The 22,251-nt window shown below is 55.7% G+C and carries 20 protein-coding genes and 1 riboswitch; of the genes, 12 read left to right on the top strand and 8 right to left on the bottom strand.

Going from position 1 to position 22,251, the window contains the following annotated elements; all coding sequences use genetic code 11:
- Nucleotides 1-48: 48 nt before the first annotated feature.
- Nucleotides 49-714, top strand: a complete 666-nt coding sequence (locus EKN38_RS03745) for a DUF1190 family protein (RefSeq protein ID WP_013098745.1) — start codon at nucleotides 49-51, stop codon at nucleotides 712-714.
- Between the two features lie 2 nt (nucleotides 715-716).
- Nucleotides 717-1,877, top strand: a complete 1,161-nt coding sequence (locus tag EKN38_RS03740) for a glutathionylspermidine synthase family protein (RefSeq protein WP_014833296.1) — start codon at nucleotides 717-719, stop codon at nucleotides 1,875-1,877.
- Between the two features lie 85 nt (nucleotides 1,878-1,962).
- Here EKN38_RS03740 and ygiD read toward each other — a convergent pair whose 3' ends face one another.
- Nucleotides 1,963-2,751: a 4,5-DOPA dioxygenase extradiol gene (gene ygiD / locus EKN38_RS03735; protein ID WP_014833297.1), complete on the bottom strand. Its 789-nt coding sequence runs from the start codon at nucleotides 2,749-2,751 to the stop codon at nucleotides 1,963-1,965.
- Between the two features lie 197 nt (nucleotides 2,752-2,948).
- Here ygiD and zupT point away from each other — a divergent pair, with 197 nt between their 5' ends.
- From zupT to EKN38_RS03710, 5 genes are all read left to right on the top strand, one after another.
- A complete protein-coding gene (gene zupT, locus EKN38_RS03730; protein WP_014833298.1) occupies nucleotides 2,949-3,722 on the top strand; it encodes a zinc transporter ZupT in 774 nt (257 codons plus the stop codon).
- A 200-nt stretch (nucleotides 3,723-3,922) separates the two neighbouring features.
- Nucleotides 3,923-4,480: a fimbrial protein gene (locus EKN38_RS03725; protein WP_014833299.1), complete on the top strand. Its 558-nt coding sequence runs from the start codon at nucleotides 3,923-3,925 to the stop codon at nucleotides 4,478-4,480.
- 73 nt (nucleotides 4,481-4,553) lie between these two features.
- The gene (locus EKN38_RS03720; RefSeq protein ID WP_014833300.1) at nucleotides 4,554-6,992 is read left to right on the top strand and encodes a fimbria/pilus outer membrane usher protein; all 2,439 of its coding nucleotides are present in this window, start codon (nucleotides 4,554-4,556) and stop codon (nucleotides 6,990-6,992) included.
- A gap of 6 nt (nucleotides 6,993-6,998) precedes the next feature.
- Complete coding sequence (locus tag EKN38_RS03715; protein WP_126521643.1) at nucleotides 6,999-7,757, top strand: molecular chaperone; 759 nt, start codon at nucleotides 6,999-7,001, stop codon at nucleotides 7,755-7,757.
- A complete protein-coding gene (locus tag EKN38_RS03710) occupies nucleotides 7,741-8,799 on the top strand; it encodes a fimbrial protein (protein ID WP_014833302.1) in 1,059 nt (352 codons plus the stop codon). Before EKN38_RS03715 ends, EKN38_RS03710 begins: the two co-directional genes overlap by 17 nt.
- A 45-nt stretch (nucleotides 8,800-8,844) precedes the next feature.
- On the opposite strand, the gene ribB is transcribed toward EKN38_RS03710, so the two are convergent.
- Entirely contained in the window at nucleotides 8,845-9,498 is a 654-nt protein-coding gene (gene ribB / locus EKN38_RS03705; RefSeq protein ID WP_014833303.1) for a 3,4-dihydroxy-2-butanone-4-phosphate synthase, read from the bottom strand.
- A gap of 106 nt (nucleotides 9,499-9,604) precedes the next feature.
- A riboswitch (FMN riboswitch) is annotated at nucleotides 9,605-9,755 on the bottom strand.
- 120 nt (nucleotides 9,756-9,875) lie between these two features.
- Here ribB and ubiK point away from each other — a divergent pair.
- Nucleotides 9,876-10,172 (top strand): ubiquinone biosynthesis accessory factor UbiK, encoded by a 297-nt coding sequence (gene ubiK, locus EKN38_RS03700; protein WP_014833304.1) that lies wholly within the window; start codon nucleotides 9,876-9,878, stop codon nucleotides 10,170-10,172.
- A 79-nt stretch (nucleotides 10,173-10,251) separates the two neighbouring features.
- On the opposite strand, the gene hldE is transcribed toward ubiK, so the two are convergent.
- The 3 genes from hldE to EKN38_RS03685 are packed head-to-tail and all read right to left on the bottom strand — an operon-like array spanning nucleotide 10,252 to nucleotide 15,901.
- Entirely contained in the window at nucleotides 10,252-11,682 is a 1,431-nt protein-coding gene (gene hldE, locus EKN38_RS03695) for a bifunctional D-glycero-beta-D-manno-heptose-7-phosphate kinase/D-glycero-beta-D-manno-heptose 1-phosphate adenylyltransferase HldE (RefSeq protein WP_014833305.1), read from the bottom strand.
- A 40-nt stretch (nucleotides 11,683-11,722) separates the two neighbouring features.
- Entirely contained in the window at nucleotides 11,723-14,581 is a 2,859-nt protein-coding gene (gene glnE, locus EKN38_RS03690) for a bifunctional [glutamate--ammonia ligase]-adenylyl-L-tyrosine phosphorylase/[glutamate--ammonia-ligase] adenylyltransferase (RefSeq protein ID WP_126521641.1), read from the bottom strand.
- 18 nt (nucleotides 14,582-14,599) lie between these two features.
- A complete protein-coding gene (locus tag EKN38_RS03685) occupies nucleotides 14,600-15,901 on the bottom strand; it encodes an inorganic triphosphatase (protein WP_014833307.1) in 1,302 nt (433 codons plus the stop codon).
- Between the two features lie 238 nt (nucleotides 15,902-16,139).
- Between EKN38_RS03685 and EKN38_RS03680 the strand changes: the two genes are divergently transcribed.
- On the top strand, nucleotides 16,140-16,760 hold the full coding sequence (locus EKN38_RS03680) for a TIGR04211 family SH3 domain-containing protein (RefSeq protein WP_014833308.1): 621 nt from the start codon (nucleotides 16,140-16,142) through the stop codon (nucleotides 16,758-16,760).
- 60 nt (nucleotides 16,761-16,820) lie between these two features.
- Nucleotides 16,821-18,062 carry a multifunctional CCA addition/repair protein gene (locus EKN38_RS03675; protein WP_014833309.1) on the top strand — a complete coding sequence of 414 codons (1,242 nt, stop codon included), beginning with the start codon at nucleotides 16,821-16,823 and terminating at the stop codon, nucleotides 18,060-18,062.
- A gap of 10 nt (nucleotides 18,063-18,072) precedes the next feature.
- Here the strand turns inward: EKN38_RS03675 and bacA are convergent, their stop codons facing one another.
- Together bacA and folB are read right to left on the bottom strand one after the other, a co-directional pair.
- On the bottom strand, nucleotides 18,073-18,894 hold the full coding sequence (bacA, locus tag EKN38_RS03670) for an undecaprenyl-diphosphate phosphatase (protein WP_014833310.1): 822 nt from the start codon (nucleotides 18,892-18,894) through the stop codon (nucleotides 18,073-18,075).
- A 105-nt stretch (nucleotides 18,895-18,999) separates the two neighbouring features.
- Nucleotides 19,000-19,368, bottom strand: a complete 369-nt coding sequence (gene folB, locus EKN38_RS03665; protein ID WP_013098764.1) for a bifunctional dihydroneopterin aldolase/7,8-dihydroneopterin epimerase — start codon at nucleotides 19,366-19,368, stop codon at nucleotides 19,000-19,002.
- 107 nt (nucleotides 19,369-19,475) lie between these two features.
- On the opposite strand from folB, the gene plsY reads away from it, so the two are divergent.
- Together plsY and EKN38_RS03655 are read left to right on the top strand one after the other, a co-directional pair.
- A complete protein-coding gene (plsY, locus tag EKN38_RS03660) occupies nucleotides 19,476-20,090 on the top strand; it encodes a glycerol-3-phosphate 1-O-acyltransferase PlsY (RefSeq protein ID WP_014833311.1) in 615 nt (204 codons plus the stop codon).
- A 91-nt stretch (nucleotides 20,091-20,181) separates the two neighbouring features.
- A complete protein-coding gene (locus EKN38_RS03655) occupies nucleotides 20,182-21,648 on the top strand; it encodes an MFS transporter (protein WP_014833312.1) in 1,467 nt (488 codons plus the stop codon).
- A gap of 40 nt (nucleotides 21,649-21,688) precedes the next feature.
- Here the strand turns inward: EKN38_RS03655 and EKN38_RS03650 are convergent, their stop codons facing one another.
- The gene (locus tag EKN38_RS03650; protein WP_014833313.1) at nucleotides 21,689-22,111 is read right to left on the bottom strand and encodes a MarR family winged helix-turn-helix transcriptional regulator; all 423 of its coding nucleotides are present in this window, start codon (nucleotides 22,109-22,111) and stop codon (nucleotides 21,689-21,691) included.
- Nucleotides 22,112-22,251 lie beyond the last annotated feature (140 nt).

Here is a 22,251-nt window from a genome sequence, read left to right as displayed (position 1 = left end):
TCATCCTCTATCCTGAGCGTTATAACCACTGGGTCCTGGAAGACAAACATGAAACGGACAAAATCCATAAATCACGCGTCGTTCCGCAAAAGCTGGAACGCGCGTCACCTCACTCCTGTTGCGCTGGCGGTTACCGCTGTCTTTATGCTGGCAGGCTGTGAGAAAAGCGATGAAACGGTCTCTCTGTATCAAAACGCAGAGGACTGCTCAGCCGCAACCGGCAACGCGGCAGAATGTAAGACCGCGTATAACAACGCCCTGAAAGAAGCGGAACGTACCGCACCGAAATATGCCACACGCGAAGACTGCGTGGCAGAGTTCGGTGAAGGCCAGTGTCAACAGACACCTGCTCAGGCGGGGACTGCGCCAGAAAACCAGGCGCAGGCACAGTCCAGCGGCAGCTTCTGGATGCCGCTGATGGCCGGCTATATGATGGGCCGCCTGATGGGTGGCGGTGCAGGTTACCAGCAGCAACCGCTGTTCAGCTCGAAAAACCCGGCCAGTCCGGCTTACGGCCAGTACACCGATGCCAGCGGCAAAGGCTATGGCGCAGCGACCCCGGGCCGTACCGTAACCGTACCGAAAACGGCAATGGCTCCGAAACCGGCTACCACCAGCACCATCACCCGCGGCGGGTTCGGTGAGTCTGTGGCGAAACAGACCAGCATGCAGCGTAGCGCGACGGGCACCTCGACTCGCTCAATGGGCGGCTGATCATGGAACGAGTCAGTATCACCGAGCGCCCGGACTGGCGCGAAAAAGCGACCGAATACGGTTTTAACTTCCACACCATGTATGGCGAGCCGTACTGGTGTGAAGATGCTTATTACAAACTGACGCTCGCCCAGGTAGAAAAACTGGAAGCGGTGACGGCAGAACTGCATCAGATGTGCCTGAAGGTCGTTGAAAAAGTCATCGACAGCGATGAGTTGATGGCTAAATTCCGCATTCCTAAGCACACCTGGGGCTTTGTACGCCAGTCGTGGAAAACCAGCCAGCCCTCGCTCTACTCTCGCCTTGATTTGGCGTGGGACGGCGTGGGTGAACCTAAGCTTCTGGAAAATAACGCCGATACGCCAACCTCTCTGTATGAAGCGGCCTTCTTCCAGTGGATCTGGCTGGAAGATCAGATGAACGCCGGCAACCTGCCGGAAGAGAGCGACCAGTTCAACAGCCTGCAGGAAAAGTTGATTGAGCGTTTCGCCGAGCTGCGTGAACAGCACGGCTTTAACCTGCTGCATCTCGCCTGCTGCCGTGACACAGAAGAAGACCGTGGTACGGTTCAGTATCTGCAGGACTGTGCTGCCGAAGCGGAACTCGCCACCGAATTTCTCTACATCGAAGATATCGGACTGGGTGAGAAAGGTCAGTTTACTGACCTGCAGGATCAGGTGATCAGCAACCTGTTCAAGCTCTATCCGTGGGAATATATGCTGCGTGAGATGTTCTCCACCAAGCTGGAAGACGCTGGCGTGCGCTGGCTGGAACCGGCCTGGAAGAGCATCATCTCCAACAAAGCCCTGCTACCGATGCTGTGGGAGATGTTCCCGAACCACCCGAACCTGCTGCCGGCGTACTTTGCGGAAGATGATTATCCACAAATGGAAAAATACGTCGTTAAGCCGATCTTCTCCCGCGAGGGGGCAAACGTCTCCATTATCGAAAACGGTAAAACGCTGGAAGCGGTTGAAGGGCCTTATGGCGAAGAAGGGATGATCGTCCAGCAGTTTTATCAACTGCCGAAATTTGGCGACAGCTATACGCTGATTGGCAGCTGGCTCATCAACGATCAGCCTGCCGGGATTGGCATCCGCGAAGATCGCGCGCTGATCACCCAGGATCTGTCACGCTTCTATCCGCATATTTTTGTGGAGTAGAGTGCGACCTGATGCCCTCACCACGCCCCTCTCCCACGGGAGAGGGTGCAAACACTAAAAACAGCAGCCGCGGGTTGTGCTTTTATTACCCCACCTGCACCGACAACATACTCAAACTCCCCATCTCTATACCGTCGACCGGGATCGTCACCGGCTCCTGACCATCCCACGCGCCCAGGATATACAGCAGCGGCAGGAAGTGTTCCGGCGTTGGGTTAGAGAGCGAACCGCCTTCGTGATCCAGATAGTTCACCAGCGGGTGCTCTTCAACCGGGCCTTGCCAGGTCAGATTGTCTTTGACGTAGTCGTTAAAGGACGTTGCCCACGGATACGGGGTATTTTCACCATGCCAGCGCGCCGTGCGAAGGTTGTGTACCACGTTACCGCTTGCCACCAGCATGATGCCTTCATCGCGAAGCGAAGCCAGCTTGCGGCCCATCTCCATGTGCCAGGCAGCCGGTTTAGTGCTGTCGATACTCAGCTGCACCATCGGGATATCGGCGTCAGGGTACATTTTTATCAGTACGCCCCATGAGCCGTGGTCAAAGCCCCAGGCTTCTTTATCCAGCGCGACCGGAACCGGGGCCAGTAGATCGACCAGTCGGAGGGCCAGCTCTGGCGAGCCTGGAGCCGGATAGTGCGTGTCGTACAACGCCTGCGGGAAGCCACCAAAATCATGAATGGTTTTTGGCGCTTCCATGGCGGTCACACCGGTGCCGCGGGTAAACCAGTGCGCAGACACCACCACAATCGCTTTTGGACGCGGTAACGTCTCGCCCAGATGACGCCACGTGCGGGTATAGACGTTGTCTTCCAGCACGTTCATTGGGCTACCGTGGCCTAAAAACAGTGCTGGCATACGCGAAGAAGTCATGGTGTTATCCTTACAGAAGGTGTCAATTTGATGGTGCTACATTACGCGTAATCCTGCAAAGATGAACGCTGATAAGCGTGAAGATCATCATCAGGAAATTTGAATGTAAGGAATGCGTAAAGCACAGGTTCCCGCTCTCGCTTTGGCTAAAGTGAATAATTAGTATTGATTAGAATGATTAACGCAAGGAGCATTGCATGTCTGTCCCCTTGATCCTGACCATACTTGCGGGCGCCGCCACGTTTATCGGTGCGTTCCTCGGCGTGCTCGGCCAAAAGCCGTCTAATCGCCTGCTGGCCTTTTCACTGGGTTTTGCCGCCGGCATTATGCTGCTTATCTCCCTGATGGAGATGCTGCCTGCCGCATTGGGAACGCAAGGCATGTCTCCGGTGTTGGGTTACGGCATGTTTGTCTTTGGTCTGCTGGGCTATTTTGCCCTCGATCGCATGCTGCCCCACGCGCATCCGCAGGATTTGATGCAGAAAAGCGTCACGCCCGTGCCACGTAAGATTAAACGTACCGCTATTTTACTGACACTCGGCATCAGTCTGCATAACTTCCCCGAGGGCGTGGCGACCTATGTGACCGCCAGCAGCAATCTGGAAATGGGGTTGGGTATCGCCCTGGCGGTGGCCTTGCACAATATTCCTGAAGGACTGGCCGTTGCCGGGCCGGTCTATGCCGCCACGGGATCAAAACGCACCGCCGTGCTCTGGGCCGGAATTTCAGGCATGGCTGAAATTCTGGGCGGTGTGCTGGCATGGCTGATCCTGGGCAGTCTGGTTTCACCGGTGGTGATGGCTGCCATTATGGCCGCGGTTGCAGGGATTATGGTGGCGCTCTCGGTAGATGAACTGATGCCACTGGCGAAAGAGATCGATCCCGACAACAATCCAAGCTATGGCGTGTTATGCGGAATGTCTGTAATGGGATTAAGCCTGGTGTTGTTACAAACGGCAGGCATTGGCTAATATTATATTATGGCGCTTATTTTTTTATAAGCGCCCATCTCCCAGGCGTAATTAATCACACACCCATTCAATAAGCGCATATATATAAGCCATCTTAAAGCGGGCTTAATAATTACTAACAACACATTGTTACATTTGAAAGTAAAATACACAGAGCCAATTTTTGACCGTTCAAAAATGCTCATGTAAAGGAAATTCTAATGAACGATGGAAATAAAACCCTTCTTGCTCTGACTCTCGCCACTTTCCTCTCTGCACCTGCTTTTGCCAGCGATCAAGGCTCCGGAAAAATTACCTTCAAAGGTGTTGTGATTGATGCGCCATGTAATATCGCTCCTGACAGCGTTGATAAAGAGATCGATCTTGGTCAGATAACAACCGCGGTCATTAATGCCAACAAAAAATCAACGGCGGTGCCGGTTGATATCAATCTGGAAAACTGCCAGCTTGACGCAGCGGATGAAACCGCCACCCCCGTCACCAAAGTGGACGTGACCTTCAGCAGCACCGCTACCGATTCAACAGACACCAGCTTGCTGAGCAATACCTATGCGGGCGGTGCACAGAATGTTGGCGTTCGCCTGCTGGATAGCGCAGAGTCTCCAGTCACGCTTGGCTCCACAGAGACTGTCGATCTGTCTGCAGGTTCAGCAATTCAGACGCTGCACTTCAAAGCGCAGATGGAAGTGGCCAGTGGTAAAACAGCAACGGCCGGTCAGGTTGAATCTACCGCAAATTACGTCCTGCTGTATAAATAAGCCAAGACGCTGAATTCTGTTTCGGCTGGCAATATATTTGCCAGCCATTGCCGTAATTTTATTTGAGAGCTAAATGATGAAATACAGTGCGTTTTCGATCATCATTGCTGGCTTTCTTACGCCTCTCCCACTGGTCGCCGTTGAATTTAATATTAACGCTATCGATAAAGATCAGCGCGGCAATGTTGATTTATCCCAGTTCAAAGATAAGAACCACGTTGCGCCGGGTCATTATTTCGTTACCGTTTCAATAAATAATACGCCGCTCACTAACGGCTGGCAGTTAGCCTGGTATAAAAAAGACGATACAACGGAAGTCTGCATTCCGTCCGATCTGGCGGACACTTTTGGTCTGGACGATAAATACCGCAGCATGCTGACGGTTAACGCGGGCTGTGTCGACTTTTCCCCGCTGCCGCAGGTTCGTTTCGAGTTTATTCAGGCGACGCAAACGCTGGAAGTCACCCTACCTCAGGCCTGGCTACAGTACCGTTCCACCAACTGGATGCCGCCCGCGACCTGGGACAACGGTGTCTCAGGCGTGCTGCTGGATTACAATCTGTTTGCCAGCCGCTATCAGCCAGATGAGGGGTCAAGCAGCGATAACGTCAACACCTACGGGACCGCTGGCGCCAACCTGGGCGCCTGGCGACTGCGAGGAGATTATCAGTACGCCCTTAACCGTACGGATGGGAGGTCGCAGAGCGATGGCCGCCTGTCGCGCGCCTACCTTTTTCGCCCTCTGCCTGCACTTGGCTCAAAGTTCACGCTGGGTGAGTCAGATTTTCAGTCTGATATTTTCGACGGATTTTCCTACACCGGAGCCTCACTTATCAGCGACGAGCGCATGCTGCCCTGGTCTCTGCGCGGCTACGCGCCACAAATTTCTGGTATTGCTCAGACGAATGCCACCGTGACCGTCAGCCAGGCAGACAGAATTATCTATCAAACCAAAGTTCCGCCGGGTCCCTTTGTGATCCAGGATATCAACCAGTCGGTACAGGGTACGTTAGACGTTATCGTCGCCGAAGAAGACGGTCACACCAGTACCTTTCAGGTTTCTGCAGCATCAGTGCCTTTCCTGACGCGAAAAGGCCAGGTTCGCTATAAGCTGGCGGGCGGTAAACCCCGTCAGGACAGCTCGCATAATGTCGAAAGCGAGGCCTTTTTAAGCAGCGAATTCTCCTGGGGCGTACTCTCCCGGACATCCCTGTACGGCGGGCTTCTCAACAGCGGTAATGATTACCGCGCACTGGCGGCAGGTATCGGGCAAAACATGGATATGCTTGGAGCGCTGTCATTTGACGTCACCCGGGCCAGCAGCCAGCGCGTAGGAGAAACAAAGCAGACCGGATACAGCTATCGCATCAACTACAGCAAGCGTTTCGACACCACCGGGAGCCAGCTTACGCTTGCCAGCTCCCGCTACTCCGACAATCGCTTTCTCAGCTATGCCCGTTTTCTTGAAAACGATCAGGCTGACGCAGAAATGGAAAAACAAACGCTGAGCATCACTGCCAGCCAGTTCATCCCCGCCCTGTCGTTAAACCTTTACCTTGGTATGCTGCGCCAGACCTGGTGGGACAGAGCCCCCTCCACCACCGGCACGCTCACGGCAGGATACACCTTCGACCTTGGCCGCTGGAAAAATCTTGGCGTGACGGCCTCATGGAGCAAAACACATTATCAGGATCAAAGCGATGACACGCAGGTTTACTTCTCGCTAAGCCTGCCCCTCGCTCCGGAGCACCGCCTCAATTACGACCTGAGAAACAGCGACACGAAGCGTCAGACGCTCTCCTGGTATGACTCTTCAGACAGTAACAATACCTGGGGGATCTCCGCAGGGACCGAGAGCGAAACCGCCGACGTCGGGGCGCAAGTCAGCGCGAATTATCAGCATTACGCCGGAACGGGAGACCTGAACCTGTCCGGAAGCTACAAGGCCCATGACTACCGTTCCGTCAGTGCGAGCTGGAACGGCTCGTTCACCGCAACCGCCCATGGGGCAGCGCTTCATCGCCGGAGCTACGGTAACGAACCACGCGTGATGGTCAGCACGGAAGGTGTCGGCAACATACCGCTGAATATGTCCCGTGATGCCACCAACATGTTTGGTATTGGCGTCCTGCCCGCCTTTTCGAGCTATATGCCCGCCAGCGTACAGGTCAATCTGAATAATCTGCCAGAGGGTGTCGATGTCGATAACCGCGTCCTTCGCTCGACATGGACCGAGGGGGCAATCGGTTATCGGCTGATTGCTTCCCGTCAGGGTCAGGATATTGCCGGTGTCGTACATACCGCCCGCGGCACGCCTCCCCTCGGTGCCCAGGTGCGTGAGCAGGATTCAGGTAAAGAGGTGGGCATTGTCGCCCAGGACGGACACATCTGGCTGGGAGCGGTAAACGCGGAACAGCACTTTACGGTCACGTGGGGAGACAATCAGCAGTGTCATTTCTCTCTGCCAGCCTCTCTCGACAACACCACGCAGCTAATGCTGCCCTGTCAGTAAATTATCATGATGAAATCATACGTTTATTTAGCAGCATTCCTGTTTTGTGGCTCCAGCGTCTCGCATGCGGCGATTAACCTGGACAGGACGCGCATCGTCTTTTCCGCAAGCGATAAAGCCAGCAGCCTGACTATCGACAACCAGAGTAAATCACTTCCCTATCTTGCCCTCGCCTGGGTGGAGGATCAGGAGGGGCGCAAAGAGGACAGCCATTTTATGGTCCTGCCTCCCATTCAGCGCATTGAACCTGGCACTTCGTCACAGGTACGGATTGTGAAACAGGCTGCGACGCAACAGTTGCCTCAGGATAGGGAAACGCTGTTTTATTTCAATCTGCGTGAAGTGCCGCCCAAAAGCACGAATCTGAAAGAGGCGCGTAGCGTCATGCAGGTGGCTATGCAGAGCCGCATCAAGTTGTTCTGGCGTCCGGAAAACATCCGCAAAAAAACGGGAGAGGAAACGGAAATGCAACTGGCGGTGACATTGTCGGGCAACACCATGCACCTGAAAAACCCAACGCCCTATTTCATCACCCTGGCGTGGCTGAGCAATAACGGTAAAACAATGATGCCAGGCTTCGACAGTTTGATGATCGACCCGTTTGCGACCAGCACGCTGACGCTGAGTGAATCACAAGGAACGGGCTATAGCATAGGTTATATCGATGATTACGGTGCGCTACGCAAGGTTAATCTAACCTGCTCCGGGTCAACACCATGCACGCTGGCGCCGCGTAAGGCAGGGCAAAATGCGACAACTCGCTAAGCTTTTCCTTTTTATGCTGGTGATGTGTCCCCTTAAGCAGGCGCTGGCGCTGAACTGCTACCTTGGCACACAAAATGGCCCGGTGGAGCAAACCAAAACGGTATCCGAATTCTCAATTCCCAGCACAGCCAGGGCTGGGCAAAAGATTTGGGAATCCAGCGATATCAAAATCCCCGTGTATTGCGACAGAAATACCGCGTCAAATCATGAGAATGAAGATGTGTTCGCCTGGGTGAATCCTTATCCGTCGGTGTCGGATCCTTACTACGAACTTGGTGTGACCTACGAAGGTGCGGACTACGATGCCATCGGGCAAACCTACGGCGTGGATACCCGTCAGTGTCTGGACAACAACAGCCTGAGTAAATATACGGCTGAACAGTTAAAAGCGATGGGCTGGGAGAAATACGTGTGCTCGGGGAATGCGTTGGATGTTCATACCTCACGAACCTTTGCGGCGCGCTTCAGACTGTACGTTAAGCTCAGGGCGATACCGCCTCAGGGCTACGTCAGCACGCTTGGTGATTACATCGTCGTGCAGTTTGACGGCAAAGGAGGCGTAAATGCCCTTTCTGATGCGAAAAATCTCAAATATCACATTAACGGGCTGGAGAACATCAGGGTCCTGGACTGCGGGGCGACGTTCAGCATTTACCCTGAAAATCAGGAGATCGATTTTGGCACCTTCAGCGCACGTGACATCGTCAATCAGGGCACACGCACGCGAACGTTCTCGGTTAAAACCAGTAAAGTACAGGATGCGCAGTGTTCAGACGGGTTTAAGATCGACGCGTCGTTCTATACCGATAACGAACTGACGGCCAATGACACGGCGTTGCTGATTGGTAATGGGCTGAAGCTGCGTATTCTTAACGGTACACAGCCCTACACCTTCAATCAGTATGACGAGTACGCTGATTTTACCGGTTCGGTACTGCATTTCGAGACCACGTACACCGCTGAGCTTTCACGTGCAGAGGGAAAGGGTATCGATTCTGGTCCTTTTGAAACGGTCGTGCTGTTTAAAATTAACTACCACTAGAGACAACAAAGCCGGGTTTCCCCGGCTTTTTCATTCGTGTGCAGTTCAGCTGGCTTTGCGCTCATGCGCCTGACGGTATTCGATCAGATCTTCAATCGTCACCACCGGCATGTTGTGCAAGCGTGCAAAGGTGATGCACTCTGGTGCACGCGCCATGGTGCCATCATCGTTGGTCAGTTCACACAGTACGCCTGCAGGTTTGAAGCCTGCCAGCGTTACCAGGTCGATGGTCGCTTCCGTGTGGCCGCCACGGGTCAGCACACCGCCCGCCTGCGCACGCAGCGGGAAGACGTGGCCAGGACGGTGCAGGTCGGAGGGTTTCGCGCCATCCGCAATCGCTGCACGGACGGTAGTCAGACGGTCAGCCGCTGACACACCGGTGGTCACGCCATGCGCAGCTTCAATCGTCACGGTAAAACCGGTACCAAAGGCGCTGGTGTTGTTCTCAACCATCATCGGCAGGTCAAGCTGCTTACGACGGTCTTCGGTAATACACAGGCATACGATGCCGCTGCCGTGACGGATGGTCAGTGCCATCTGCTCAACGGTCATGTTTTCGGCGGCGAAAATCATGTCGCCTTCGTTTTCACGGTTCTCATCGTCCAGCACCATCACACCGCGGCCTTCGCGCAATGCATCCAGTGCATGTTCAACACGTTGAGTTGAAGTGCCAAAAGAGGAAAGTAGCGTCTGATTCATGGTAAAAAAACCTCATTAACATTATGGTTACCAGAATCAGGGCAGTCTTAGGAGCGCCGTATAAGCGGCAAAAAGATAACGTGAGCGGGCCCATGCCCGACTGGATCGTTACTCTCTCCCATCCGGACTCTAACCGTCGGCCCCGGAATTACACCGGATCTGCTGACCTTTGAGTGTTCACCCAAAGCGCTCGCGGGCTTTCAGCATGACGCTGATTTACCGCCGGTGGGGAATTTCGCCCCGCCCTGAGAATAAGCGAGATAACTATAACGCTATTGATTATCCTGGGCAATGCATAAGCAACAAACAATTTTGTTTAACCCGTGGCATGACGCGCTACAATGGACACTAACACCTTTTCATCAAGGGAAACGACAATGATTGACCCAAAGAAAATTGAGCAAATTGCACGTCAGGTTCATGAATCCATGCCGAAAGGCATTCGTGAGTTTGGTGATGATGTTGAGAAGAAAATCCGCCAGACGCTGCAGGCGCAGTTGGTTCGCCTTGATTTAGTCAGCCGCGAAGAGTTTGACGTGCAGACGCAGGTTCTGCTGCGCACCCGCGAGAAACTGGCGCTGCTGGAACAGCGTCTGACCGAGCTGGAAAACCGGAATACGCCAGCGGAAGTGAAACCCGCACCGGCGATCCCACCTGTGGATGACCAGGAGTAAGTGCGGCCTGTTGTGCCCTCACCCTAGCCCTCTCCCACGGGGAGAGGGTAAAAAAAACGGGCCAACTGGCCCGTTTTTTTTACTGACTGTCTTTCTGGATCTTCTTGATGATGTTGGTGGTTGAACACCCGTCCTCAAAGTTGAGCACCATCACTTCACCGCCGTTGGCCCAGACCTCTTCGCTGCCCGCGATTTGCTCCGGTTTATAGTCGCCGCCTTTCACCAGCAGATCCGGCAGAATGCCTGCAATCAGGCGCTGAGGCGTGTCTTCTTCAAACGGCACCACCCAGTCCACCGCTTCCAGCGCGCCGAGCACAATCATACGCTGCTCCAGCGGATTCACCGGACGCGTTTCGCCCTTCAGACGTTTGGTCGAGGCATCGCTGTTCACTGCCACAATCAGACGATCGCCCAGCTTGCGTGCATTCGCCAGATAAGAGACATGGCCCGCGTGCAGAATGTCGAACACGCCATTGGTCATCACCACTTTCTCACCGCGTTTACGCGCAGCGGCAACGGCCACTTTCAGTTCGTCTTCGCTCATGACGCCAAAACCGGTATCGGCACGGCCGCGTACGGCGTTTTCCAGTTCGATTGGCGAAACGGTAGAGGTCCCGAGCTTTCCGACGACCACGCCCGCCGCGGCGTTCGCGAAGTAGCAGGCTTCTTCGAGGGAGTTACCCGCCGCCAGCGTTGCCGCCAGCACGCCGATCACCGTATCACCGGCACCCGTCACGTCGTACACTTCCTGCGCCTGAGTAGGCATATGCAGCGGCGCTTTGCCCGGCTGCAGCAGCGTCATCCCCTGCTCGGAGCGGGTCACCAGCAGTGCAGACAGCTCGAAGTCAGCGATGATCTTCATACCGCGCTCGACGATCTCCGCTTCCGTCTTACACTTGCCCGCCACCGCTTCAAACTCCGAGAGGTTTGGCGTCAGCAGCGTTGCGCCGCGATAGCGCTCAAAGTCGGTGCCTTTCGGATCGATCAGTACCGGCACATTGGCTTTACGCGCCAGCTGGATCATCTGCTGTACGCTTGCCAGCGCCCCTTTGGCGTAATCGGACAGTACCAGCGCGCCGATATTGCTCAGCGCCTGATTAATGCGCTCGTGCAGCGGCTCCGGATCCACACCTTCAAACCCTTCTTCAAAGTCGAGGCGGATCAGCTGCTGGTTACGCGACAACACGCGCAGCTTGGTAATGGTCGGGTGTGTCGGAACAGAAACGAAATCGCACTTCACGTTCACGTCCGCCAGCGACTTGCTCAGCGCGCGCGCCGCATCGTCGATACCGGTGAGGCCCACCAGACGCGAATGCGCGCCCAGAGAAGCAATGTTCATCGCCACGTTTGCCGCGCCGCCAGGACGCTCTTCAATGGTATCGACCTTAACGACCGGTACCGGTGCTTCCGGGGAGATCCGGCTGGTCGGCCCATACCAGTAGCGATCCAGCATCACATCGCCGACAACCATAACTCCAGCACGTTCAAACTCTGGCAGTGTTACTTTCATTCCTGACTCCAGAAAGATTCACAATTTGCGCGCGATGATATCACACTTGTTTTGTTACGCACGGTTCCACCAGCCACTTCTGCCAGCTCGCTTTCACCTGGTCGCGTTCATGGGTAAAGCAGTCGAGCGCCACGTGGCCCGGCTGTTCCTGCAAGGCGAGGTGGTGCAACTCATCGCGCAGCGTGGTGTAGGCGCGGGTTAAGGCCAGCGCTTCCTGCTCATCCATGATGTCGTTTTGCGCAAGCAGCTCCAGAATGCGCACATTATCCGACCAGCGGGTCAGCTTCGGCTTATCATGCGCATGCAGGAGCACCAGATACTGAGTAATAAACTCAATGTCGGTAATGCCACCCTCATCGGCTTTAATATCAAACCGATCGCGGTGTTTATTGCCCAGGTGCGCGCGCATTTTTTCACGCATTTCGCGCACGTCGGTCTGCAACTTACTGCCTTCACGTGGGGTGGTCATCACCGCTTTACGAATGGCATCGAACTGCGTTTTTAACTGCGGATCACCATATACCACGCGGGCGCGCACCAGCGCCTGATGCTCCCACGTCCAGGCTTCGTTTTTCTGATAATCGGCAAAGGATTCCGTTGAAGTCACCAGCATCCCGGCAGCGCCGGACGGGCGCAGACGGGCATCCACTTCGTACAGAATCCCCGATGACGTGCGGGTGCTGAACAGGTGCATAATGCGCTGGGCCAGACGCAGATAGAACTGGCGCCCGTCAATTTCACGCTCGCCGTCGGTCATCACATCGGCCGGACAATCGTGCAGGAAGATTAAATCCAGATCCGAGCTGTATCCCAGTTCCCACCCGCCGAGCTTGCCATAGCCTACCACGGCGAAACCGCGGCCTTCTCGTTCAGCAAGATGTTTTGGCTGACCGTAACGCGCCACCATCTGGATCCACGCCTGATGCACAACTGCATCGATGATTGCTTCCGCCAGCCAGGTTAAGTGATCGCTCACTTTCATCACCGGCAGCGTTCCGGCAATATCCGCCGCCGCGACGCGCAGCATCTGCGCCTGTTTGAACTGACGCAGCGCTTCCAGCTGCTGCTCTTCATCTTCCTCGGGCACGCGCAGCAGATACTGACGCAGCTCATCGCGGTAGGCATCGGTCGCCGTCGGCTGATAGAGGGTATTGGGATCGAGCAGTTCATCCAGCAGCAGCGGGTAGCGCGCCAGCTTGTTGGCCACCATCGGTGACGCCGCGCAGAGCGTGATCAGATGCTTCAACGCTCCCGGGAACTCGCTCAGCAGTTCAAGATAGGTGGTACGCGTAATAATGCCGCTCAGCAGCGGCATCATGCGGGAAAGTGGCACCGGTGCGTCGGCACGGGAACAGACATCGCTCAGCAGGTGCGGCATCAGGTGATCCAGCACCTGGCGACCACGCGGACCAATGGCGCGCTTGTTGAGTTCAAGGCGGAAATCGGCGATCAGCGCCACCACCCGATGGCGATCGTCGTCGCTCAGGTGCGCCAGCACGGGCGTGGTGTCATCTTCCTGCAGGGCATCCTGCCACAGTTCACGCCAGTGTTCAGAGAGCGTATCGTCCTGCGATTCGCTTTCATCATCGCCAATCAGCTCGTTAAAGATACGGCGCACGCCTGCCATATGCGCGTCCAGTCGTTCGGTCAGTGCCGCCCAGTCGTCCACGCGCATACCCCAGGCCAGACGCGCCCGGTTCAGGTCATCCCCCGGCAGGGTCTGGGTTTGCTCGTCATTGATGCTTTGCAGCAGGTTTTCCAGACGACGCAGGAACAGGTATGCCTCACGCAGGGTTTGTGCGTCCCCCTCCGGCAGGAGATGGAGTTGCTCAATCGCCGACAGCGTCGGGAGCAACGAGCGGGATTGCAGCGACGGCTCGCGACCACCGCGGATGAGCTGGAAAACCTGGACAATAAACTCGATTTCACGAATCCCGCCCGCGCCGAGCTTAATGTTATCTTTCAGCCCACGACGGCGTACCTCACGGGCGATCATCCCTTTCATGTTACGCAGGGACTGGATCACGCTGAAGTCGATATAGCGACGGAACACAAACGGGCGCAGCATGGCGCGTAGCTCGTTGGCGTAAGCGTCATCACTGTCACCCATGATCCGCGCTTTGACCATCGCATAACGCTCCCAGTCGCGCCCCTGCTCCTGGTAGTAATCTTCCAGCGCCGCAAAACTCAGCACCAGCGGGCCGCTGTCGCCAAACGGACGCAGACGCATATCCACGCGATAGACAAATCCGTCCTGCGTCGGCTGATCCAGCGCCTTAATCAGACGCTGGCCAAGACGGGTGAAGAACTGGGCATTGTCCAGCTCACGACGGCCTCCGCGCGTGGAGCCGTTCTCCGGCCAGGCAAAAATCAGGTCGATATCGGAGGAGAAGTTCAGCTCGCAGCCGCCCAGCTTGCCCATCCCCAGAATCAACAGCGGCTGAGGAACCCCTTCATCGCTGCACGGCGTGCCCCACTCTTTACAGCAGGCGGCGTAAAGCCAGTCTCGCGCAGCGACAATCAGCGTCTGCGCCAGCTCGCTCAACTGCTGGAGCGTGCTCTCTTCACTGACCAGCTCAAGCGCCTGCGCCCAGGCGATACGCACCATCACCCGGCGGCGGAACTGGCGCAACACCCGCATTAAGGTGGCCTCATCCGCGACGTCAGCCAGCGCGGTTTGCAGCCAGCCTGCATAATGCCGCCACTCGTCAGCCTGCGGCGGGGCGTTTTCCAGCTCCACCAGCCAGTCCGGGTTAGCCGTAATACTTTCCTGCACAAAATCACTGAACGTGAGCACGCGCTTTGCCTGCTCACTTAACGATGACGCCGGTAATGACTCAGGCAGACGTTCGCAAACGGTCTGCCACTGCTGCTGTAACTGCGAAGAAAGCGGCATTATAGGGGTTCCTTGCCAGAGTTAACGTTTTCCGCTGTGCAGCCAGAATGGCTCCTGCGAAATGGCCTCGTTGCGGAAATGCTCAATCTCAATATGCTGACGGGTTTCGATGGCATGTTTCAGCCCCTGCCAGTTCTCCAGCCAGGCCTGCGCTTTGACGCCATCATAGGCGCCTGACAGCAGTAACATGCTGTCGATGTTGCGCGTCAGGCGGATCAGCTGATCGCCGTACTGGTCGCCCAGCGGATAAGCAAAGGTGGTTTTCAGCTCTGCGGCATGGCGGGAAAGGTGGATATCCGCGAAACGTTTGAAGTTTTCTGCGATTTTGGCCTGAGCTTTCGCGTCCAGGAAGGTGCGCCAGCCGCGCGTCACCAGAAACTCGGTCAGCGCCAGTTTGGCGGCCGCGGTTTGCGGGCTGTAGATCGCCGTTTGCGCAGACACGTCGGAGAGCATCAGTGCTTCGGTTTGGGTCAGCAGATCGCGTAAGTGAGCACTTGCTTTGCGCGGCACAATGCCGCCAAACAGCGTCAGGGTATGACGAACCAGACCGATGGCGGCCAGGACGTGGGCTTTTGCGTTTTTGACATTACGCACCCAGAGCTCCTCGTGGTACTGCCACTGCGAGAGCGCCAGCTCCAGCGCCGCCTCCATACCCTGCTCAACGCTGGCTTTTGGGGCAACGCGTAGCACAGGGGTCTCTTTCAGCACGCGTGGCGCATTCCCGGCTGCCAGATGATAGCCGCGGGCGGCTTTGCTGAGGCTGCCCTGACGTAAGCCTGACTGACTCACTAGCTTACGCGCCAGCTTCAGCACATCGTTCGTCTCACCTTCCAGCAGCTCAAGCTCCAGCTCGCAAATCGGTTCCTGGTATTCCCCCGCTTTCACCTCGCCCAAATCAAGGGCGATTTCAATGCGGCTTTTGCCTTCCGTTACCAGCCATTTCTCGCGCCAGAAATCGGTGCTGAACAGCGGCTGCACCTCTGTTGCCAGGGTGGATGGCAGTTCGCCGTTCGGCCACACTTCTGCCGGAAAACGTTCCAGCTCAAGTTTTGGCTGACTGATGTCGATATTGTATTCCGGGCGCTGATGCAAACCGCCCACAACGCGACCGGCGATTTTCATCGTCATCTCGTAGCGCCCGTTCGCGCCACGGATGCGCAAGCCCATATCGTGACGACGCAGCCAGTTGTCCGGCGTTTCGTAATAGATATTGAGCAGCTGTACGGGTTCATGGTGTTCGCCGGACAGCGTTTGCAGATGCTGGCGCAGCGCGTCAACGCTGTCTTTTTCGACGATAAACTTTAATTCGATCTCTTGTGCCATAGCCTTGTACTTTTGCGTGCGTCACAGACGCGTCGATGAAGGCGAACTTCCTCGCCATTTGTTTGTCAGTACATAGTATTTTGCGCCAAATTGCCACGCAATGAGCAATTTGACGGGCGTAAAAAGTTTGCAGCGGCGGCGATCGGGACACAGATGATTCTGATTGATGACGAATCCTTTGCGTAGAGACACTGATGCCACTACTATCGTTCCACTATTTATGAAAATAACGACTGATATGCTTAAATTACGCCTGATTGGACTTACTTTACTCGCTTTTAGCGCCGCGACTGCGGTCCACGCTGAAGAAAAGCGTTACGTTTCTGACGAACTGAACACCTGGGTACGTAGCGGCCCCGGAGATAATTATCGCCTCGTGGGTACGGTAAATGCCGGCGAGGAAGTCACCCTGTTACAGACCAACGCGGAGACCAATTATGGTCAGGTTCGCGACAGTTCCGGCCGTACGTCCTGGATCCCCCTGAAAGAGCTGAGCACCGTGCCAAGCCTGCGCACCCGCGTGCCGGATCTGGAAAACCAGGTGAAAACCCTGACCGACAAGCTGAACAACATTGACGGCACCTGGAACCAGCGTACCGCGGAAATGCAGCAGAAAGTCGCGCAGAGCGACAGCGTGATTAACGGTCTGAAAGAAGAGAACCAGAAACTGAAGAATGAGCTGATTGTGGCGCAGAAGAAAGTGAATGCCGCCAATCTGCAGCTCGATGACAAACAGCGCACCATCATCATGCAGTGGTTTATGTATGGCGGCGGCGTGCTGGGCGTCGGTCTGGTACTGGGTCTCGTTCTGCCACACCTGATCCCAAGCCGTAAGCGTAAAGACCGCTGGATGAACTAACTCGTCTTCTCTGCCAGACTTACGTATGATCCTGGAAAAGAGAAAACGGGAGTGTAAGGCGTGAAGAGTTATCTGGTCGGTGGTGCGGTACGTGATGCGTTGTTAGGTCTGCCGGTCAAAGATAAAGACTGGGTGGTGGTAGGCGCCACCCCCGAAGAGATGCTCGACGCGGGCTACCAGCAGGTAGGCCGCGATTTTCCCGTGTTCCTCCATCCGCAAAGCCGCGAAGAGTACGCTCTGGCGCGTACCGAACGGAAATCCGGTTCCGGCTATACCGGCTTCACCTGCTATGCCGCGCCGGACGTCACGCTGGAGCAAGATCTGCTGCGCCGCGATCTCACCATCAACGCGCTGGCGCAGGACGAGAACGGCCAGATCGTAGACGCTTATGGCGGCCAGGACGATCTGCGCAACCGTCTTTTACGTCATGTTTCCCCGGCGTTTTCGGAAGATCCGCTCCGGGTGCTGCGCGTGGCGCGCTTTGCCGCGCGTTACGCCCATCTCAGTTTCCGTATTGCCGATGAGACGATGGCGCTGATGACCGCCATGACCGAGGCGGGCGAGCTGGAACACCTGACGCCAGAGCGCGTCTGGAAAGAGACGGAAAATGCCCTCACCACCCGCAACCCGCAGGTCTTTTTCCAGGTGCTGCGCGACTGCGGCGCCCTGAAGGTGCTGTTCCCGGAGATAGACGTGCTGTTTGGCGTGCCTGCCCCGGCAAAATGGCATCCGGAAATCGACACTGGCGTGCACACCCTGATGACGCTCAGTATGGCGGCCATGCTCAGCCCGGAGGTGGACGTGCGTTTTTCCACCCTGTGCCACGATCTTGGCAAAGGCTTAACGCCAAAAGAATTCTGGCCTCGCCACCACGGGCACGGCCCGGCAGGGGTGAAGCTGGTCGAGGGGCTGTGCCAGCGCCTGCGGGTGCCGAACGAGATCCGCGATCTGGCGAAACTGGTGGCCGAATTCCACGACCTTATCCACACCTTCCCGATCCTGAAACCGGCCACCATCGTTAAACTGTTCGATAACATCGACGCCTGGCGTAAACCCCAGCGCGTCGAGCAGATCGCGCTCACCAGCGAAGCTGACGTGCGCGGGCGTACCGGGTTTGAAGCCTGCGACTACCCGCAGGGGCGTTTGCTGCGCGCCGCGTGGGAGGTGGCCAAAGCGGTACCGACGAAAGATGTTGTCGACGCGGGCTTTAAAGGTCCCGAGATCCGGGAGGAGCTCACCAGACGGCGAATTCAGGCGGTATCAGACTGGAAGGAAAAGCATTGCCCTCAGCCAAAAGACTGAGGGCAGTCGGTCAGAAGAAGACCACGTAAACGGCAGCCGCGACGATAAAGCGGTAGATGGCGAACGGGATAAACGAGATACGCTTAATCAACTGCAGGAAGGTTTTAATGGCAATCAGCGCCACGATAAAGGCGGTGATAAAGCCGACGGCAAACATCGGAATGTCGCCCGTGGTGAGGAAGCCAATGCTTTTGTAGAGGTCCAGCGCGGTGGCGCCCATCATCATCGGCACCGCCAGCAGGAACGAGAACTCAGATGCCGCGTAACGGCTTACGCCCATCAGCATCCCGCCAGAGATCGTCGCACCAGAACGCGAGAAGCCCGGCCACAGTGCCAGACACTGGAAGCAGCCAATGATAAAGGCCTGGCGATAGGTCATATCATCCAGGCCTTCTGCCCGCGGCGTTTTTGGCTTCAGCACTTCCGCCGCAATCAGCAGGAAACCACCGACCACCAGCGCGTACATCACGTTAATCGGATTAAACAGCGATTTGATGGTGTCGTGGAAAACCAGCCCCAGCACCACTGCCGGGATCATCCCGAGCAGGATATGAATCAGCGTCAGGCGGCCCTTGCTCTCACCTTCACGCTGTGGCAAACGCCCGAAGTGGATACCGATCAACCCAAACAGACGCCGCCAGAACATCACGACCACAGCCAGAATGGAACCCAACTGAATGACCACCTCGAACGTCTTTGCGGTATCGCCTTCAAAGCCCAGCAGATGGCCAACGATAATCATATGGCCCGTACTGGAAACCGGCAAAAACTCCGTCAATCCTTCGACCACACCCAGAATTGCCGCCACCAGCAGCGAGTGCATATCGCTCATCTATAAACCCCTAAAAAAATATAAAAAAACGGTCGCCCCAACAGCTACCGTGAAAGATACAGCTTTAAGACCGATATAACCTAAAATGGTTTAGCTATTATGACGTTAAATCTTTCCTTTCAGATTTGTGCCACGCTCGATGATGACGCCCACATTAGCGGCACGCGCCACCGCGCCTGGCTTGCTCAGTTTAATGCGCACCCACGGCGAGTTGAATTTGGTCAGCAGCAGTTCGGCCACCTCCTCCGCCACCCGTTCTACCAGCGCAAAACGCTGCCCTTCAACGTGGGCAATGACCGTTTCGCTGATGTCGGCATAGCTCAGACAATCATTTACGTCATCACTCTTCGCTGACTTGCGGTTATCCCAGCCCATTTCGATATCGAACACCAGCTTCTGCTCGATAGTCTGTTCCCAGTCGTAAACACCAATAGTGGTGATTACCGAAAGTTGCTCTATAAATACAATATCCATCACGACCTGCCTGCTTTTTGGCTAAACCGGATACCACTTCCGGTGAATTATGCGTATTATCCACAGATGCTGAGAATACAGATACATTTTCTAAACGGAACAGCGTTATGAGTGCAATCGCGCCTGGAATGATTCTCCTCGCCTACCTTTGCGGCTCAATCTCCAGCGCCATTCTGGTCTGCCGTATTGCCGGGTTACCTGACCCGCGCGAAAGTGGTTCCGGGAATCCGGGAGCGACCAATGTACTACGAATTGGCGGCAAGGGAGCAGCCGTAGCGGTTTTGATTTTTGACGTTCTGAAAGGGATGTTACCCGTCTGGGGCGCGTATGCGCTGGGCGTCACTCCGTTCTGGCTGGGGCTTATTGCCATCGCCGCCTGTGTCGGCCACATCTGGCCCGTATTCTTCGGTTTTAAAGGCGGCAAAGGCGTCGCGACAGCCTTTGGTGCCATCGCGCCCATCGGCTGGGATCTCACCGGCGTGATGGCGGGCACCTGGCTGCTGACCATCCTTCTGAGCGGCTATTCGTCGCTGGGCGCCATCGTCAGCGCGCTGATTGCCCCCTTCTACGTCTGGTGGTTCAAACCCCAGTTCACCTTCCCGGTGTCGATGCTCTCCTGCCTTATCCTGCTGCGTCATCACGATAATATTCAGCGTCTGTGGCGTCGTCAGGAGACCAAAATCTGGACGAAGCTCAAGCGAAAGAAAAAAGATCCCGAGTAGCGGAGAGTTATGCCTTATAACCAAATGTGATTTTGGTCATCTTCTGCCTGTGGTAACTGTTAGAGACACAACACAACCACACAAAAAGAAAATGGCAGAAATCACAGACACCACTCCCCTTGCAACGGCAGGAAACACCCCGGATGGCGACATCAAGTGGGTACGTAACGCATCGGACGTTTCACGTCTGGTTAACGACGGTTCTCAGGGCCGCACTAACGCCCGTATTGTGGTCGGTATCGCGCTGGGAGGGATTTTCCTCGATGCCTACGATCTCGGCGCACTGGCGTTTGGCATCAAAGACATTACCCGCGAATTCAATTTAACCCCTGCAGGCACCGGCATGGTGGCCTCGGCCATTACCTTTGGTGCTATCGTCGGGGCGCTGCTTGGCGGCTATCTTACGGATAAAATCGGGCGTTACCGCGTCTTTATGGCCGACATGGTGTTCTTTGTCGTCGCCGCTATCGCCTGCGCACTGGCACCAAACGAATATGTGCTGGCGGGTGCGCGCTTTGTGATGGGGCTCGGCGTGGGGATCGACCTCCCCGTGGCGATGGCCTTTCTGAGCGAGTTTGCCAAACTCAAAGGCCCGGGTAATAAGGCCTCCAGCGTCGCAATGTGGTGCCCTACCTGGTATGCCGCCATCAGCATCTCTTACCTGCTGGTGCTTTTCTTCTACGCCGTGCTGCCGGCAAGCCACAGCGACTGGCTCTGGCGCTTAATCCTCGGTTTTGGTGCGGTGCCTGCGCTGGTGATTATCGCCATTCGCAGTCGCTATATGAGCGAATCGCCGGTCTGGGCGGCAAATCAGGGCAACCTGAAAGAGGCGGCGTCTATTTTACGTCAGTCTTATAACATCAATGCCCACGTGCCGCAGGACGCGCTCAGCCAGCCCGCGCCGGTGGTCAATAAGGCAAAATGGTCGAACTACCTGAACCTGTTCCGGGGCATCTATTTACGCCGCACCATGCTCGCCACGCTGCTGTCGGTGGTCTCTTCCTTCGCCTATAACGCCGTGGCGTTTGGTCTTCCGGTGATCATCTCCAGCTTCTTTGTCCAGTCGATGCTGACCACCATTCTGATTTCGCTCGCGCTTAACCTGCTGTTTGCCTTCGTTGGCGGACTGCTGGCGGTCCGCTACGTGCCGCGCTTCGGCGCCTGGCGAATGTCACTTGCGGGCTACGCCTGTCAGCTGGTAGCACTGCTTGGGCTGGCGCTGATAGGGCGGCCTGAGGGCGCGGCAGAGGGTGTGATTGCCGTCGGCATGCTGGCGCTGTTCCTGTTTGGTCAGGGTTTTGGGCCAGGCGCGCACACCATGACGTTCGCTTCCCTCAGCTACCCGACCTCGCTGCGCGGCGTGGGCGTAGGCCTTAACCAGACGCTGATGCGCAGCAGTTCAACGCTGTCACTGTTCCTTTTCCCGCTGCTGGTAGCCTCACTGGATACCGCCGTCTTCTGGGTGATCGCCCTGGCGCCGTTTATCGGGCTGGCCTCACTGCTGGCGATCCGCTGGGAGCCGTCCGGGTATGATGTGGATGCGGAGGATTATCGGTAATTACGCATCACTTCGGTGGGGTCAGCCCACCGAAGGATTTTTATAAATCTTCCAGCAGCGTTCTGGAGAGTTTTTTTAGCGTCTCAAGCTCATCATCATTCATCCGCATGCTGCAGCGAATCCGGTCTGGCAGCGCCATCACCTGCTTTTTAAGTTCATTCGCCTTATCGGTCAGAACGACGTGTTTCATCCGTTCATCATTAGCCACGGCAACACGGTTCAAAAATCCTTTTGCCTCAAGCTTTTGTACGAGCGGAGTCAATGTACCCGAATCAAAAAACGTCTTATCGCTCAGATCGCGAAGCGGGATGTTGTCTTTCTCATAAAGGGCCATCAAAACAACAAATTGCGGATAAGTGAGGTCCAGCTCCTGCAGCAAGGGGCGATATTGTCGAACGAACGCATTGGTAACCGAGTACAGGGAGAAGCAAAGTAAATCATCTAATGTTTTGTTTTCTTTCATTTTTGTATCCACCCTGAAGCTGTTATCTAAAAAAAATTATAAATAAAGTTTGACTAAAAGTATCTTGCGCGCAAGTATTATACCAACAACTAAGTAGCGCACTACTTAATGCGGTAACTGTTCAATACTCGCTTAAAGAG

It is taken from the genome of Enterobacter sp. WCHEn045836 (assembly GCF_003965585.1).
In the GTDB taxonomy this organism is placed as follows: Bacteria; Pseudomonadota; Gammaproteobacteria; order Enterobacterales; family Enterobacteriaceae; genus Enterobacter; species Enterobacter dissolvens.
Note: the sequence above shows the minus strand (reverse complement) of the source record. Positions and strands in the feature narration are given on the sequence as shown.